This window comes from Acidicapsa ligni (assembly GCF_025685655.1).
Classification (GTDB): domain Bacteria; phylum Acidobacteriota; class Terriglobia; order Terriglobales; family Acidobacteriaceae; genus Acidicapsa; species Acidicapsa ligni.
The window spans coordinates 38,714-54,989 of sequence record NZ_JAGSYG010000007.1 but is presented as its reverse complement, the minus strand read 5'-3'; the positions used below and the strand labels follow the sequence as shown (position 1 = coordinate 54,989).

The 16,276-nt window shown below is 53.7% G+C and carries 17 protein-coding genes; all 17 read left to right on the top strand.

Annotation, left to right across the window (positions count from 1 at the left end; all coding sequences use genetic code 11):
• Nucleotides 1-1,018: 1,018 nt before the first annotated feature.
• Nucleotides 1,019-1,825, top strand: a complete 807-nt coding sequence (locus tag OHL19_RS19875; protein WP_263359580.1) for a flagellar hook-length control protein FliK — start codon at nucleotides 1,019-1,021, stop codon at nucleotides 1,823-1,825.
• A gap of 84 nt (nucleotides 1,826-1,909) precedes the next feature.
• Nucleotides 1,910-2,647: a flagellar hook assembly protein FlgD gene (locus tag OHL19_RS19870; RefSeq protein WP_263359579.1), complete on the top strand. Its 738-nt coding sequence runs from the start codon at nucleotides 1,910-1,912 to the stop codon at nucleotides 2,645-2,647.
• A 123-nt stretch (nucleotides 2,648-2,770) separates the two neighbouring features.
• A complete protein-coding gene (locus tag OHL19_RS19865; protein WP_263359578.1) occupies nucleotides 2,771-3,997 on the top strand; it encodes a flagellar hook protein FlgE in 1,227 nt (408 codons plus the stop codon).
• 148 nt (nucleotides 3,998-4,145) lie between these two features.
• The gene (locus OHL19_RS19860) at nucleotides 4,146-4,562 is read left to right on the top strand and encodes a FliM/FliN family flagellar motor C-terminal domain-containing protein (RefSeq protein ID WP_263359577.1); all 417 of its coding nucleotides are present in this window, start codon (nucleotides 4,146-4,148) and stop codon (nucleotides 4,560-4,562) included.
• 18 nt (nucleotides 4,563-4,580) lie between these two features.
• Nucleotides 4,581-5,027 (top strand): flagellar biosynthetic protein FliO, encoded by a 447-nt coding sequence (locus OHL19_RS23180; protein ID WP_396126813.1) that lies wholly within the window; start codon nucleotides 4,581-4,583, stop codon nucleotides 5,025-5,027.
• Entirely contained in the window at nucleotides 5,021-5,719 is a 699-nt protein-coding gene (fliP, locus tag OHL19_RS19855; protein ID WP_263359576.1) for a flagellar type III secretion system pore protein FliP, read from the top strand. The genes OHL19_RS23180 and fliP overlap by 7 nt, the downstream gene beginning before the upstream one ends.
• A 24-nt stretch (nucleotides 5,720-5,743) precedes the next feature.
• Nucleotides 5,744-6,013: a flagellar biosynthetic protein FliQ gene (locus OHL19_RS19850; RefSeq protein WP_263359575.1), complete on the top strand. Its 270-nt coding sequence runs from the start codon at nucleotides 5,744-5,746 to the stop codon at nucleotides 6,011-6,013.
• A 13-nt stretch (nucleotides 6,014-6,026) separates the two neighbouring features.
• Nucleotides 6,027-6,839, top strand: a complete 813-nt coding sequence (locus tag OHL19_RS19845) for a flagellar biosynthetic protein FliR (RefSeq protein ID WP_263359574.1) — start codon at nucleotides 6,027-6,029, stop codon at nucleotides 6,837-6,839.
• Nucleotides 6,840-6,841: 2 nt separating this feature from the next.
• Entirely contained in the window at nucleotides 6,842-8,065 is a 1,224-nt protein-coding gene (locus tag OHL19_RS19840; RefSeq protein WP_263359573.1) for an EscU/YscU/HrcU family type III secretion system export apparatus switch protein, read from the top strand.
• Complete coding sequence (locus tag OHL19_RS19835; RefSeq protein WP_263359572.1) at nucleotides 8,062-10,188, top strand: flagellar biosynthesis protein FlhA; 2,127 nt, start codon at nucleotides 8,062-8,064, stop codon at nucleotides 10,186-10,188. The genes OHL19_RS19840 and OHL19_RS19835 overlap by 4 nt, the downstream gene beginning before the upstream one ends.
• A gap of 80 nt (nucleotides 10,189-10,268) precedes the next feature.
• Nucleotides 10,269-11,129, top strand: a complete 861-nt coding sequence (locus tag OHL19_RS19830; RefSeq protein ID WP_263359571.1) for a FliA/WhiG family RNA polymerase sigma factor — start codon at nucleotides 10,269-10,271, stop codon at nucleotides 11,127-11,129.
• Between the two features lie 247 nt (nucleotides 11,130-11,376).
• Nucleotides 11,377-12,363 (top strand): flagellar motor switch protein FliM, encoded by a 987-nt coding sequence (locus OHL19_RS19825; RefSeq protein WP_263359570.1) that lies wholly within the window; start codon nucleotides 11,377-11,379, stop codon nucleotides 12,361-12,363.
• A gap of 53 nt (nucleotides 12,364-12,416) precedes the next feature.
• Nucleotides 12,417-13,232, top strand: coding sequence for a FliM/FliN family flagellar motor C-terminal domain-containing protein (locus OHL19_RS19820; protein ID WP_263359569.1), 816 nt, complete (start codon nucleotides 12,417-12,419; stop codon nucleotides 13,230-13,232).
• On the top strand, nucleotides 13,220-14,245 hold the full coding sequence (locus tag OHL19_RS19815; protein ID WP_263359568.1) for a hypothetical protein: 1,026 nt from the start codon (nucleotides 13,220-13,222) through the stop codon (nucleotides 14,243-14,245). Before OHL19_RS19820 ends, OHL19_RS19815 begins: the two co-directional genes overlap by 13 nt.
• Before the next feature lie 113 nt (nucleotides 14,246-14,358).
• Nucleotides 14,359-14,751, top strand: coding sequence for a response regulator (locus tag OHL19_RS19810; protein WP_263359567.1), 393 nt, complete (start codon nucleotides 14,359-14,361; stop codon nucleotides 14,749-14,751).
• Nucleotides 14,752-14,903: 152 nt separating this feature from the next.
• The gene (locus OHL19_RS19805; RefSeq protein WP_263359566.1) at nucleotides 14,904-15,356 is read left to right on the top strand and encodes a chemotaxis protein CheX; all 453 of its coding nucleotides are present in this window, start codon (nucleotides 14,904-14,906) and stop codon (nucleotides 15,354-15,356) included.
• A 161-nt stretch (nucleotides 15,357-15,517) separates the two neighbouring features.
• Nucleotides 15,518-16,255 (top strand): flagellar hook-basal body protein, encoded by a 738-nt coding sequence (locus tag OHL19_RS19800; protein WP_263359565.1) that lies wholly within the window; start codon nucleotides 15,518-15,520, stop codon nucleotides 16,253-16,255.
• The last annotated feature ends 21 nt before the right edge of the window (nucleotides 16,256-16,276 follow it).

Genomic DNA, 16,276 nt, shown 5'->3' with positions numbered 1-16,276 from the left:
ATCTGCGACGTTGACTATCGCCTCTGGCGCTTACGAGCATATCTCCAGCTCGGATTCCACGATTGACTCGGGACATATGATTCCTGAGTTCAAAATCTCAGGGAGCGTAGGCCGTTCGTCTGCTGAGATGGCTTCGCAGTTGGGCTCAGAGCCCGGATCTTTGTCCAGTCTTGGATCTTTGCCTGACCGAGAAATTTACAGTCTACGAAGTCAGGAGTATGAACAGAGCGCGCCGCATTCCGATGCGCTTTTGGGGAAGGAGGGAAAAGGATCCGATAGTGAGGCACGCCCAGCCTCCGCACTGCGGCAATTGGAGCCAGACAAGCAGCGGACCAGTACATCGCACACGACTAACGGTTTTGAATTTTCCTCGCGAAAGATCGAGGGTAGTGGTCGGGATGAATTGTTTGGAAAGGCGCGTAGACATACGCAACCCTTGGCTGGAGGCGATATGGCCTCGATATCTGCGTATTCATTGGTTGCAACGCCTGTTCGTTCTTCAGGAGAAGCAGGTATGCCTTCTCTGATTGCATCGCGGGAACAAACCGATACGTCTCTGACGGAATCTTTTTCTCGTTCAACAAAGACAGCCGATTTAAGCAGTTCGAGCGTGGAAACAGGTGTAGAGAAAATGCCCATTGCTCCGATATCTCCAGATCTCTTTGATCGCTCTCTGCAAGGCGTAGGCGCAGTATCCGGTCTAAGGGCATCGCACACTGAATTGCAGAGAGTTGAGCCCTCTGCTAGTCAGAGCCATAGTACAGGGACAGAGGAGCTCAGATCGCCGCTAGGAAACGTCGTGGATGCTGCTGATGATTCATCATCATCATCAGTTTTGCCTGATGGTTCAAATTCAAAATACATGCATGAGCTAGTTGGTTCGGATTTTTCTGGGCGCTTCAATTCCGAAACGGGGTCGCAGGGAAAAACGGATAATCTCTCCTTAGCTCCGGATCAGAGAGACGTTCCATCGAATTTCGATTCCAATGTTGCTGTTGAATCTTCCCGAGGTTACAGCATGACGGGAATGTTGCCTTATGTGGAAGGCGCCAAGAGCAGAAATGTGAATGACGATGCTATGGGTGCGAACTTTGCAGTGAGACAAGGTAGCAGGCCGGTAGTCACGCAACCCCGGGATCGATTTGACGGCCCCACTCTCATTCACGGAAGTCACTCTGAGGGGGCAACGACATTGGGCACTGTCGAGTCGGGAGGAGTATCTGTTGCATCCAGTCAATCCGGGGCACCGGGTTTCCTGGGGACACACGAGAGCGTAAGTCATGGCGCGGGTGATCTGCTCACGGGTGAGGCAGGAGCGAATCCATTCGATGTCCTGGATGCGGGCGGTGAATCTTCTGATATCGGCTTGGGCTCTGGCGTTGCATCGCGGCAACCAGGTACAGCGCGAGGTCTAGAGGTTGGTTATCAAGACTCTGCGCTGGGGTATGTGGAGTTGCATGCGCACGTGGCCGGGGGCGGGATTCATGCTTCGCTGGTAGCACAGTCGACAGCTTCGGGAGACGCCTTGAATCATCAGCTTTCATCTTTGGCTAGTTGGCTTGAAGAGCGCAAAACCCCTGTTGATAGCATAACTGTCGTTGCGAATCGAGACAGCAGCCTATATGAAACAGCCCACGGAACAGGTAGCAATTCTAGACGTGACTCGAGCAGCGGTGGAGGAGATCAAGAGCCTGCACTGACGCGGTATGCCGAGGACGTAACGACTCTGCGTCCGGCGGTGGTTGCAAGCGCTGTCTCTTTAACGGGTGCGAGTACGACATTCACGAAATTGCCGTATGGAAGCAGTATTTCGGTTCTGGCGTAAAGACTCGTCACGATGGAATAGAGCAAGGGCGCTGTATAGCACTGGATAGTCAATTTCACCGCAGTAAAAGGAGCGGAAAGCGATATGAGCAATATTTGGGGCGGGTTGGATACACAGGCCGGGACGAATCCTTTTCAGACGAATGGAAAGGCGCCGACGCCCGGTGGCGGCACGGCGGCCAAATTTCAATCAATGTTGCAATCGAGCTCACATGCGTCGGGCACAAAAGGCGGAACTGCGCAGTTGGGACTGAGTCCGAGTGCCAGATCGGCTTCGTCCTCCGCCAGTGGTAAGGTGGCGCAGCCTATGGACGCATCGGATTCCAGCTCTTCAGATACATCGAATACGACCATCTCAGCAAATGATTTTCTGACGCTGCTGGTGACGGAGATGCAGAACCAGGATCCGACGGCACAGACCGATCCCAATGAATATATTGATCAACTAGTGCAGATCAACAGCCTGGAGCAGTTGATCTCAATCAACCAGAACCTAACGGATGTCCTGGGCACTGCGACGGCTCCGACAGGTTCTGTCAGCGGGAAGGGAATAGACAATGCCGGTGGCTCCGCAGCGCCTGCAGAGACGCGCAGTGTTTCTTTGAAGACGGGAGTTGCGGGCCCGCACGCTGCGTCTGCGGAGTCGGCGGTTCGAACTTCGAGGGCATCATCCGGTTCGAGTGGTCCTGGAAAGGCGAGAACACATGGAAATCTCAGCGTACCGGGAGATGCGCCTTCCGCGCGTACGGTAACTCGTTCGTTGGACGGCCGTCCCCGAGGTGTCGGACATGGACATGGGATCCGGGATATTCCAACGCATTGATGATGGCACGGTTGTTACTTCACCATAATTCTGCGTCGATTGCGTCGCAGGGCAATGAATTTGAGCTCTGAAGCGCTACTGACTTCTGAGCCCTTTACTGAAATCTCAGAGGAGGATCTACTCATGGCAAGTTTCTATATTCCGCTGACCGGGCTGGAGACGGATTCAACAGCGATGAACACGATCGCGAACAATCTGGCCAATATGAATACGACCGGATTTAAATCGCAGACGGTAAATTTCTCTGACCTGTTTTATCAGCAGATTGGAACCGAAGGGTCGGGAGATGAGATTCAACTGGGTGCAGGTGTGCAGACCTCTTCGATCGAGTCCGATTTTACACAGGGCGGCGTCGATTCCACGGGAGTTTCTTCGGATGTGTATCTCGATGGGAACGGTTTTTTTGTATTGAACGACGGGGGTACGAATATCTATACGCGCGATGGAAATTTTGGCACAGATCAGAATGGAAACCTGATTACTGCCAGCGGGCTGCCGGTTATGGGTTTTCCGGCGGTCGGAGGGGTTGTGAATACCAGTGCGCCTCTGGCACCGATCAGCATTCCGGTCGGGCAGGTAGAGCCTCCGCAGCCGACGTCGACCTTTGGAATGACAGTCAATCTCGACTCTTCTGCAGCGGTCGGAGCGGTGGTTCCGGGACAGGTCAAAATATATGATTCGCTCGGAGCAAATTATATGGCGAATGTGACCTATACCAAAACTGGCACGAACACCTGGTCCTATGCAATAACACTGCCAGCGGGCTCATCAACGGGCTCGGCAAATACAACTGGAACGCTTGCTTTTGATGCTAATGGCAACCTGACAACTCCTACAGCAAATGTTCCGGGCATCAACTTTACTGGAATGTCCGATGGCGCCGCGGATATGAGCATGACCTGGAACATTTCAGGAACGGCGGGTAAACCCACCATCACTCAGGTCGATTCCGCTTCAGGTGTTTCTGCGACTACTCAAAATGGCTACACAAGTGGGCAGTACCAGAGTTTTACCGTTGGTGCAGATGGAACCGTATCGGCTACGTTCTCAAATGGCCAGCCACTCGCGGTAGGACAACTGGCATTGGCTAATGTTTCCAATTTGCAAGGGTTGCAACTCATGGGCAGCGGGAATTATGCAACGACATTGGCTAGCGGAGAGGCTTCGGTTGGGGTCTCGGGAGCGGCTGGACTGGGGAGCATTCAGGATGGAGTATTGGAAGATTCCAATGTGAACATTTCAGCAGAATTTTCCGACCTGATCATAGCTCAGCGAGCTTTTGAGGCCAACTCGAAAGCGGTGACAACCTTCGATACTGTCACGCAGGAAACGATCAACATGATTCACTAAACACTCGTCCGAGTGAGGCCGCAAGCCACATGCTGTCTCACTCGGAGATTCTCTTTTATTTAAGAGCTAATTAAACATTAGATTTTCCCAATAAAAATGTCCCAACTTTGGCCATTTTTCTGCTTCTAGTCCAGGCAGGAATCTACCTATGGCAAGCACAACTTCGACACCGCACGTGACTGCGCAGGGTCTTTCTGCTGCTCCGTATTCAGAGGCGCAAACGCTGCATGCATCGGATGCTTCCGCAGCTTCTGGTCTGAAAGCCGTTTCGAGCGGGGATAACTCCATTGCGACGCTGGAAGTGAACACACAGTTGCTTGAAGGGGACAGCCATTTCTCTCTTTCTCCAGCCTGCAGCAGGCTGCCTGTCGGCATGGCTGTGGCAATTCCAGTGCGGGAGTTTCGCGTACGCAATCTGCTGACGATGGCGCCTGGAGAGGTGATTGGGACGCAGTGGGCAAACGGAGAGGATCTCCCGTTGAATTCAGGGGATGTGCAACTCGCCTGGAGCGAGTTTGAGGTAGTAGATACGCGGCTGGCAGTACGGATTACCAGGTTGGCCTGAGGCGATTGAGAGGGAGCGATGAAGCTGACACAGCATGGAACACAAGCGGTAGCTGACGTTCAGGATCGGCTTTACGGCAGGCAAGTTCAGGATGAGAAACCGATCACGCCGCAGCACGTATTCTCCAGCGGACTGGCTGGGTGGCTTGCACGTTTCTGGATGCAATGGCAGCGGTCGATTGGATCTGCCGCGCATCGATCTCGTCTTGCATTGATCGAGCGGCTTCCGTTGGGACCTAAGCAAACTCTGCTTCTGGTCGAGGCAGATGGAATGCGATTGCTACTGTCGATATCGTCCGAGGGAGCGCCTGTTTTCTTTCCACTTTCTGAAGCGCGGTTTGAGTCACAGGAGGCAGTGTCCGATGTGATGACAACTCTCTCTCTCGGTTCACGACGACTTCCATTGCTGAGAACACGACGTCGCAGATTTGCAGGCATGAAGCGTTCAGGCAGGTCCACATGCTGATGACCTCGTTCCTTTGGAACGCTGCGCCCGCCTTGTCGTTGCCTGATCTGAATGCCAAGCTGCATCCAGGAGATTCCACGCCGTGGACGATCTTGTTTGTACTTACGATGATCACGTTGTTGCCCGCTTTGGTGATGGCAGTTACGCCGATGGTGCGGCTCATGGTGGTCTTTCATTTTCTACGTCAGGCACTGGGGACCCAGACTGCGCCTTCCAACCAGACGTTGCTGGGATTGGGGTTGATCATGACATGGTTTTTGATGCAGCCGGTGCTGATGTCGGTAGAGCAGCAGGCTGTGACTCCCTATCGCGCTGGACAGGTAACAGGGTGGGAGGCCATTGATCGCGGCTCAATACCGATCAAGATGTTTCTGCTGCATTATTCACGCGAAAAAGATCTCGCGTTATTTACTGCTGCGGGACAGGTGCCGAGACCGGCCAAGCCAGAAGACTTGCCGATGCGTGTTGTCGCTCCGGCGTACATGCTTTCTGAACTGAAGGCAGGCTTTGCGATCGGGGCGGTATTGTATTTGCCTTTCCTGCTTATCGACATGGTGACAGCGGCTATTACGACCTCAATCGGCATGTTTCAACTGCCACCGGTTGTGGTATCGACGCCTCTAAAAATTCTACTGTTCGTCATGGTTGACGGATGGAATTTGGTAGCAGGGTCACTTTTGAAAAGTTTCTGATCAGCGCATCGACAAGAGGGATGAATGAGTCCGGATCAGGTTACGGAGATTCTACGCGAGCTGTTGAAGCAGGCCATGTTTGTGGCTGCTCCAATTTTGCTTGCGGCAGCTTTCTTGAGCTTTCTGTTGAGCCTGGTGCAGACGCTCACTTCATTGCAGGAGCAATCCTTGACAGCGGTTCCTCGACTGTTTGCAGTGGTGGCCATTCTGACGGTTGGTATGCCGTGGTTTCTTCATCGGCTTGGAGCCTACACCGTGTTGTTGTACACCGACCTGGGTCGTTATATCCATTGAGCGTTGATGAGGGATGCCTGTGATTGCTTCGGAAAGCATTAGTTCAAGCGCGTGGGACTCGATGGGGACGGCGATGATATTGGTGCTGGTGCGCGTGAGCACAATGATTGCGTTGGCTCCATTCTTTGCTGGAAAGACGATATCTGCGCGGAGCAAAGTGGTCTTCGTTCTGGCAGTTTGCTGGCTTCTCATGCCTGCGATTGCCGTGGCGAGTGCGAAGGGTGTGGAGTTGAGCTTTGGACGCATTTTAGGTGAAGTTGCCGTCGGAGCTATTTATGGACTGACGCTGAGTCTCTTAAGCGAAATGCTCTTGCTGGCAGGGCAGATCGTGGGTCTGCAGTTCAGTTTTTCACTGGTGAACCTTCTTGATCCTGCGTCGGAGATTCAAACCCCGTTGATGGGCGATCTCTTTCAGTTGATGGGAACGCTGGTTCTGATAACAGCGGGCCTTGACCGTGTCATGCTGGGGTCCCTTGTTCGTAGCCTGCATGCTGTTCCACTGGGAAGCTTTCCGCTCGGTGCGGTTCCGGCTACTGCGAGTGTGCTGGTGCCGATGCTTTCCGGATCTTTCTTTGCAGCGCTGGAGCTTGCGGCGCCCGTACTTGCGACAACTATGCTCGTCGAGATTTCCGTGGCGTTACTAGGTAAAATTTCGCCGCAATTGCCGGTGATCTCACTCACGGTTCCCCTCAAAACGTTGACCGGGTTCGGCATGCTCATCGGCTCGCTTGCATTATGGCCGCGATTTATTGAGGCGCGCTTCAGCAGCTTGCTGGATGTAGCGGAGAAGCTGATCTCGCACGGCGTGCAGGGCGCGGGGGGATAGCGATGGCAGGAGAGAGGACTGAGCAGGCTACTCCGCAACGACGCGAAAAGGCCAAGCGTGAAGGCGACCTGGTTCATAGTCGTGAGCTTTGTTCTGCAGCTGGAACATTGATTGGGGTGATGTTGCTGGGCGTAGCCGCGCCGAAGTTTCTTAATGCATGGTTTACGGCACTGGGAGGATTTCTTGGCTTTGGAATGGCGGCGCATTGGGAGCCAGACTCCATTGATGCAACGCTACATTCGTTGCTTGGATTGGCGATGGCCGTGTTGGCTCCGGTGGGGCTTGTAATGGCTGGAGTAGCCACAGCGGCACTTGCGGCGGGTGTACTGCAGACCGGAGGAGTGCAGGTGCATCCGCAGGTCCTGGGCCTCAAATTCGATCGCATCAATCCACTGAGCAATCTGAAGAATTTATTTTCTCTGCGATCGATGGCACGACTGGGAAAGTCGATGATTCCAGCGGCACTGCTGGCGGTTTTCTCTGTTCATCGCGTGGCGCGGCAATGGGCTATTCCTCCATTTTCTTCAGTACGACTTGTTTCGCTCGGCGGGGATGTGTATGCCCTGTTGCTGGCGACGGCTTGGCTCCTGTTTGGGTGGGCTTTGATTGATTATGTCGTGGAGTGGCGTAGCCGCGAGCAGCGCCTGAAGATGAGTCGCCAGGAGATGCGCGAGGAGCACAAGGACTCGGAAGGGAATCCGCAAATTCGTGGGCGAATTCGCAATCTGCAGAGACAGGCGCGCCGGCGGCGAATGAAGACAGATGTAAGCCGCGCCGCAGTCGTTGTTACTAACCCTACACACTACGCAGTAGCGTTGGATTTCAACTTCGAAACTATGGATGCTCCCAAGGTATTAGCCAAGGGGCGTAATCTGCTGGCCGAGGAGATCAAGGACCAGGCAAGATGGGCCGGAGTGCCCATTCTTGAAAACCCACCACTTGCTCGCTCGCTTTACCGAGCAGTTGAAGCTGGTGATGCTATCCCTTTGGAACTGTATGCGGCGGTGGCTTCTATTCTTGCGTTCCTCTATCGGCAGCGTGTGGAACAGGAGATGCGTGTCAGGCGCGAGCGGACAGGTGCGAGAACCCCTGCTCCGCCGAAAGCTGGTGAGCCTTCTCCGGGAGCAACGATTCCGGGACTCGGCATAGCGCGTGGAAAACGTTTCAGCGAACGAAAGTTGAGCTCGGTAGGTGACACAGATATGCCTTTAAGAGGTGGTCAATGAGCACTGCTGTAATGGTGAATGCACCGGTGAATGGAATAGCCCGACTATGGAGCCGGTTGCGAGAATTTCTGCTGCCTGTTGGAGCGATCAGTGTGATTTTCGTGATGCTGGTTCCATTGCCATCGATGGTGCTCGATATGCTTCTGGCGATTTCGATGGCTGCTTCGATCCTTGTTTTTCTTTCTGCAGTGCAGGTGCGCAGGGCAGTGGAACTGAGTGTCTTTCCTACTCTGCTGTTATTGCTGACCCTCTTTCGTCTGGCTCTGAACATCGCTTCGAGTCGGAGGATTCTACTTCACGGCTCGGAGGGAACGGCCGCGGCAGGGAAGGTGATCGAGGCCTTTGGGCAGTTCGTCGTGGGCGGAAATTATGTTGTTGGCTTTGTATTGTTTCTCGCGCTGATTGCTATTCAGTTTCTTGTCGTTTCGCATGGCGCGGTTAGAACGGCGGAAGTAACTGCGCGCTTCACACTCGATGCGTTGCCAGGAAAGCAGATGGCAATCGACGCGGACATGAATGCCGGATTGATCAATGAGCAGGAGGCGCGACGGCGACGGCAGGCAATTGCCCGGGAAGCAGAATTTTACGGTGCGATGGATGGTGCAGCGCGCTTCAATCAGCGAGACTCGCTGGCTACGATTCTCATTACCGCAATCAACATTATTGCGGGCCTGCTCATTGGAACATTGCAGCAAGGAATTGAAATCGGTGAAGCTGTTCGAACATATACGGTGTTGACAGTGGGAGATGGGTTGGTCACTATGATCCCCTCCTTATTGGTCTCAGTCGCTGGCGGCATTACCTTGACGAGAACAAATTCTGCCGTGACCCTGGGCGGAGAGTTACGCTCTCAACTGTTCGAAAAACCAGCGACGCTGTATATAGCAGCCGGAGTCAGTGCGGCATTATGTCTGATTCCGGGACTGCCGAAATTTGCTTTTCTTCTCGTGTCTGCAGCCCTTGTTATGGCGGGGCGCAATCTTGGGAGTCCTGCTCTGCCAGAAGGCGAGATGGCTGGAGAGCGCAATGTGGCTGATTCAAGCGCAACTGCGATGAAGCCTGGGGAGGCTGTGGTTACGGGAGAAATGGCAGCGCTGCTCAAGTTGGAGGAACTGACGTTGGAGATAGGCTTCCAACTGATTCCACTGGTGGATGAGAAACAGGGTGGGCAACTGCTGGGCCGAGTACGAACGCTGCGCAGACATCTTTCGCAGGAGATGGGCTTTCTGGTGCCGCCGGTACATATTTCCGACAATCTCCGGTTGCGTCCCAGGGAGTACGTGTTCTCTCTGCGGGGTATCGAAATTGGACGATGGCAAACGGAAGGAGCTCAGCTTCTGGCTGTTTCTGCAGATACCGCCAGACGACCGCTCCCGGGAAAAGAAACGAAAGAGCCTGCCTTCGGAGTGCCTGCTTTATGGATTGCTCCGGCACTGGAAGATCAGGCGATAGCGGCAGGCTATTCGGTGGTGGATCCGGTGACTGTTATTACCACGCATCTTGGAGAACTGATTCGTCAGCACGGACATGAGTTGCTGGGGCGGGCTGAGACGAAGCGGTTGCTGGATAGCCTCAACGACACGCATCCTCGACTTATGGAGGAGCTGGTGCCCAAGCTGCTGACCCTCGGTGAGGTGCAAAAGGTGTTGGAGCAACTGCTGCGGGAGCGTGTTTCGATTCGCGATATGGGAACGATCCTGGAGGCGCTGGTCGAGACCGCTTCTGTTAATAAAGGACTGGTAACGCTGGTAGAGGCGGCACGGCATGCATTGGGGCGAAGGCTGATTCAGCCGCTGTTGGATGGAGATGGGCAATTGTCTATACTCCAGCTTGACCCTTCCTTGGAAGACGAAATTCTGGGCTTGTTGATGCAGGACACAGCACAGCGGCAACTGACCCAGACAGCACGATCTTCGACTCCAGTGGTACGTCGTCTCGCTGATTCTGTGAGATTACTTATCGGTTCCACCCCTGCAACGGCCCTTCCGGTGCTTCTGGTCCCGAGTCCGGCTCGATATCACGTGAAGCGATGGCTTGAGCCGTGGGTGCCTCGGATGGCGGTAGTTGCTGCCACGGATATTCCTCCGGAAACGAAGCTTCACCCCATGGGAACGGTGCGCTGAGGGACGGCTGGATGGATGCGAATTTGAGATGTCAACGAGTCATCAGAATGTCAACGCACAGGGCAACGCGAGGGGGATAAATGTCAGGTGCAGAAGCGCGAGGATCGACAACAGCTGGAATATCTGGCCTGACTTTGCTGGTAGGCGTTGGCGACAATCAGGCCGGCGCAGTAGGTGCGGCAGTGAGTGCATATTCTCCAGGACGATCACTTCATCAGGAGTTAACGCCCGAAGAAGAACGCGTTCTTTTGGAGCATCTTCCTATGGTGCGATTTCTGGCGCGGCGGATTCGCGAGCGTCTGCCACAGCACGTGGAGATTGACGATCTATATTCCGCGGGCGTTCTAGGTCTGATGGATGCCTTTGCAAAATTTGATCCCAGCAAGAAAGTGCAGTTTCGCAGTTACGCCCAGTTTCGCATTCGTGGGGCGATTCTGGATAGCTTGCGCACCCTAGATTGGAGTCCGCGAGAACTAAGACGCAAGGGGCGGGCAGTGGAGGAGTCGATCCGGACGTTGACCGGGAGGCTCGGGCGTGCACCATCGGAAAGTGAGGTGGCGGCTGAGCTTGGCTCGGGGCTTGAGGCCTATCAACAGTTGCTCGGGGAATTGAAGGGCCTAGAGATAGGCACTCTTCACCTGGAACGAAACGAGGATTCAGGAGAAGAAGATCTGGCCTACATTCCAGGAAGCCCTGACGAAGATCCACTGTTCAAGTGCCTCCGTGGCGAGATGGAAGAGCGTTTGACCGGGGCAATTCAGGAGTTGCCGGAGCGGGAGCGTCTGGTGATGACTCTTTATTACTACGAAGAAATGACCATGCGGGAGATCGGACTGGCTCTCGGTGTGGTGGAATCGCGCGTATCGCAGATTCATGCTTCCGCGGTTCTGCATCTACGCAGTGTCTTGTCGGATCTGACAGCTCGAGGATCTGTTCGGTGATCAGTGAACAGGCGTGGTGGGTCGCTGCGATTGTCCGGTGGCCTGGGGCGTCTGGGTTGAACCAATCAACGTCGTGTATGGCGGGAATAAGGCAGAACCATCCGGATCGAAGGGTTTGAGAATGAGCTAGGGGGGCTCAATGACTGAATCGGGAACGGTTGATATTCGCGCCTGAATCAGGAATAGAAATGTTTCCGACAATCAGATTCCTGTTCTGTTTTTTGTTCGACTACGAAAGATTTGGTACATGGAAAAGACACTTAAGCAGGATGAAATTGATGCATTGTTTCAGGCGGCTCGGATCAGCACTGCCGAAGGCAATACAGAAGTACGGGCGAAGGTCTTGCCATATAACTTTTCTTCGGCAGGTCAGATTTCCAATGAGCAGCTACGCGCTATCAGCATGTTGAATGATCTGTTTGCGCGAAATCTTACCCATAATCTTTCAGCGTGGTTGCGTACCCGCATGCAGGTCAACCTGGTTTCAGCGGAGCAAATTACGTTCAATGATTTTCTTCTGCGAATTCCTGAGATTTCCTATGTTTCGTCCGTACGTCTGGAACCGCTGGGAGCGTTGTCTGTGTTGCAGTTGGATCTGGCTTTGGCGCCTTCAATCATCGATCTACTTCTGGGCGGAGAAGGACATCCTGGGTCGCTGCGCGAGCTGACAGACATTGAAGAATCCATTGTCGGACATGTCGTTGAGATTGTTTGTCGTGAGCTGACTGCGGCCTGGCAGCCGGTTGGATTGAGCTTCAACTTTGAGCGTCGTCAGATGCAGACGCAGACCGCGCGAATTATGCCGGTGACGGAAAAAACTTTATGTCTGAGCTTCGAGGTACGGATGGGAGAATCCTCCGGGATGCTCAACCTTGCTTTCCCTGCAGTTGTGGCCAATACCATTCTGCGAAGGTTAACTGGCGAATGGGGGGGCCGTCGCCGTCATGCGGAAGAATCGCGCGCAAGGATAGAGAAAACTGCCCGCAATCTTTGTTTTGGAGCCGTTTTGCAGCTTCCTTCGGTGCGGATTGAGGCGCGCCAGTTAGAGGATCTTGTTGTTGGCAAAGTGATTCGTCTCAATTTGGCTGGCAATGGAAGCGCTGATTTGCGGGTTGGCGGGCAGGTACTTTTTCATGCTCAACCAGTGAAGCTGGGAGCGCATAGAGGAGCCCGACTCGAATCCGTTGTTGACGAGATGATGGATCGGAGAATGGGAACGCAGGTGAGCGTTTAAAGCTTGCTTGCGAAAAGCTGAATGTGTTTAGAGCAGGTGTATGGGAGCGCTGAATGAATGAGATTGGAATGGCAGGGAGTGGAAAGTTTCTCGAATGTTGGATTGATGCCGCGACCGGTCTGTTTGCGCAGACGCTGGCAGGGGAGCCTTTACTGACAGAAGCGCTACCTGGCCTGTCGAGTGCGGGATCGTTTGGCTTTGTGGCTACCATTACAGGCGAGGAACAGGGGCGGTTTGGCGTGATGCTCGATGGCGCCCTTCTGGAAGAAGTCCTTCTGGGAGAAGGTATAGACCAGAAAGCAGGCTGGGGTGAATTGTTGAAGGAAGTCGCGAACGCGGCGGCAGGAGAATTGCTGACGCGCACCGGACGAAAATGCCAGGTTATTGACTTCACGGAGATGAGCGGGGAAACCAAACTTTCGACAGCATTTCGATTGCAATCAGGAGAGCGAACCTGGACCATCCTGATTCGCAATGACGTGCTGCTGGCAGAAGCATTGATCGGAGAGTCTGCAGATGCCTCTATGGACGCAGGCACCTCTGCTTCCGGTCAATCCTACCGTGTTCCGAAATCTGTTGCTGATGCTCCATCTGTGCTTTCGGCTGGGTTGGAATTGCTTCTGGATATAGAGCTGGAAGCTACCTTGCGCTTTGGAGCTCGTGAGATGCCATTGGGTGAGATTCTCGACCTGGGGCCGGGGGATGTAGTGCAACTGGATCGCCACGTCAACGACCCGGTCGATCTCATTGTCGGTGACAAGATCGTTGCCAAGGGCGAGGTGGTACTGGTGAACGGCAACTTTGGTTTGAGGGTGACGGAAGTGTCTGAGCCGCAACGACGGTTGGAGAGTATTCGATGCCTCTTTTAGAAAAGAAAAATGACTTTGGCCGTGATCGGCACACGACGCAACAACAGCCCGGAAGGATGAAGATGAGTGGAGTCGGAAATGAGACGAGACGGAACAATTTTGATCAGGGCCTGGGTATAACGGATTCGACTTACGGGCTCCCCAGTGTTTTAGGGTGGGCAGACGCGCCTGCGAATGGTGGCAGGCTGGCTGGACTATTCGCGACCTGTGCGAATTCGGATTGTGCCAGTGGATGGTTGCACCTCTGGCGAAGCCGTTCCGGTCCGATTTTTGAGCGAGGATGGAGTTGCTCGGCGAACTGTACTTCGATGCTTCTGCAGGCTGCAATACGGCGTGAAATGGGTGGGCGCCAGAGCGAAACAATCAGCCGGAGGCATCGTGTTCCACTGGGACTGGTGATGTTGGAGCAGGGTTGGATTACGCCAGATCAGCTCAGACAGGCGTTGGATGCCCAAAAGAATGCAGGGCAGGGACGACTGGGAACGTGGCTGGTGCAGCATCTTGGTGTTGCTGAGCAACTGGTGACGCGAGCGCTTGGTCTGCAGTGGAATTGTGCGGTTTTGCCATTGGATTTTCATGATGCGGATGGATTGGCCACTGTGCTGCCGCGACTATTCATTGAGGCTTTTGGCGCGCTGCCGCTGCGGGTGGCTGCAGGACAGATCTTGTATCTGGGATTTGAAGATCGCCTGGATCGCATACTCGCTCTGGCTGTTGAGAGGATGTCTGGTTTGCGAGTAGAAACAGGGCTGGTGCGCGAATCCATGTTTGTCTCCGCACATCGACAGATGCTTCAGGCAAGCTTTCCAAATAGCGAGTTGATCGAGGCTTCGTCGGAGTCTGCATTAGTTCGCGTTCTGACGAAGGCTGTTGAACGAGCCAAGCCCGTGGAGTCCAGGTTGGTTCGAGTACATGATTGCTTGTGGTTGCGGATGTGGGTGCGGCCTCAAGTTGGTCCATTACCTAACACGGGTGATGTTGAAGATGTGATTTGTTCACTCGGATCGAGCTAGACGTGCCGACATCCGGGTCAGCCTGGAGTTGATCAGCAGCGAGGCGAGGTTCATGCATTGCTTCCGCAGGCCGATAAGTGCCGTAGCAGAATCTTCCAGGCGGAGTGTTGTCAATGAACGAAGCAAATGCGATGCGGGTGCTGATTGTGGATGATTCGTCGGTGATGCGCAAGATTGTAGAAAGAGCATTGCGACAGGCAGGCCTTGAACCGATGGAAGTACTGGAGGCGGGGAGTGGAATCGATGGCCTTGAAATATTGCGGGGTGGAACGGTACATCTCATTGTTTCTGACATCAATATGCCATTGATGGATGGCCTCGAATTCCTGCGTCAGATTCGAGCACAGAAGCTGGCAGGTGGTGTCCCTGTAGTCATGATTACCACCGAGTCGAGTGAAGAGCATGTGAAGCAGGCGATTCTCTCTGGGGCGCAAGCGTATATTCGCAAACCATTTACTGCGGAGCAGGTGAAAGAGCGAGTGCTGCCTTTACTCGTTGGAGTGTAATTCTCTTGGTTGATATTTAAAAGGCATAGGCAAGTGCTCCGAAGGGATCCTCCATGGTTTTGAACGGTATTCGGATCGGCGCTGGATCTTGGCAGCGCGATGGAGTTGAGGCCGCGATGAAGATACGATCCTTGCGAGAGAATTTGCATTTGATGTCCGATCCGCAAAACCTCCATGAAACTGTGGATGAGGTTTTTCTCATGATGCTAAACATGAGCTGCGATGCTATCGAGCAACAGGCAATTCAAGACTCGGAAACAATTACGGCCGTGGTAGGTTTTGGCGGTTTATTGAGTGGTGCATGTGTCTTTCGTTCTGGAAAGTCTGTGGCTCTGTCCATTGCCGCGACGATGACGGGTATGGAATTTTCTGAAATTGACGACATGGTTAAGGACGCCATCGGCGAACTCTGCAACATGTTGGCCGGCGTATGGAAAGGCAAAGTTCCAGAGCTCTCGGCCAACTGCGGGTTATCGATTCCGGCTGTCATTACCGGTCGCGATTACAGCATTCACGTACAGGCACCTGAGTTTCGACTTCATCAGGAATATCGTTTCGAGGATGAAGTTTTTGAAGTTATGATTATCTGCGATGGATTGCACTAACCTGTCTTGAGGAAAACCTGGTGAGAGTGAAGGTTGTAGTTATCCAAAATGCAGAATGATCTCGCGTATGGCTATATATATCTTTTCATAAATCCTCTCTAATCCTTTTGCATCCTGTTTGGCCCCGTTTCTGCTCTTGTTTTCAGCAGTAGGGGACAAGAATGGATAGTGGATATTACGCGGCTTTTGCAGGGCTGGTGGCTCGGACGCAGGCGCTGGATACGGCAGCCTCTAATCTGGCGAATGCGCAGACAGCGGGATACCGGGCCGAGCGTGAGTACTTTCGTTCAGTACTGCTCGATCCGCTTCAGGGAAACTCGCAACTGGGGCAGACGGTAAACAATTTTGGTGTTCTTGGTGGAGACCACCTCGACATGGGGCAGGGCGTGTTAACGCCAACCGGGAATGCTCTGGACCTGGCAATCGAAGGGCAGGGATTTTTTGCAATAGAGACTCCTGGTGGAGTTCGCTATACGCGGGATGGCAGCTTCCACCGGGGGCGTGATGGCCGGCTTGTAACTGCGGCTGGCGAGTTGGTGCTTTCCAGCCAGCGCCAGCCGATTCCTGTGCCTCCCGGTGCGGTTTCCGTTGGAGTAGATGGGGCTATTTCTGTTGATGGAGCGATTGCCTCGACGGTAGGCGTGTTTGTTTTTCCGGTTGGAACACAGCTAACTCCAGAGGGGAAGAACAGCTACCTTCCGCCCGACAAAGTGCAGCCTGCGCTATCGACTGAAGCCATCGTTCATCAAGGCAATCTTGAAGCGGCCAACGAAGATGCGATTCAGGGCAGCCTGGATTTATTGATGATGCAGCGCCAGGCAGAAACCATGCAGCGCGCGCTGACTATCTTCCACACTGAATTCAACAAGACTGCAGCAGAGGATTTGCCGCGAGTTTAAATCATTCTCAGGAGAAATAGC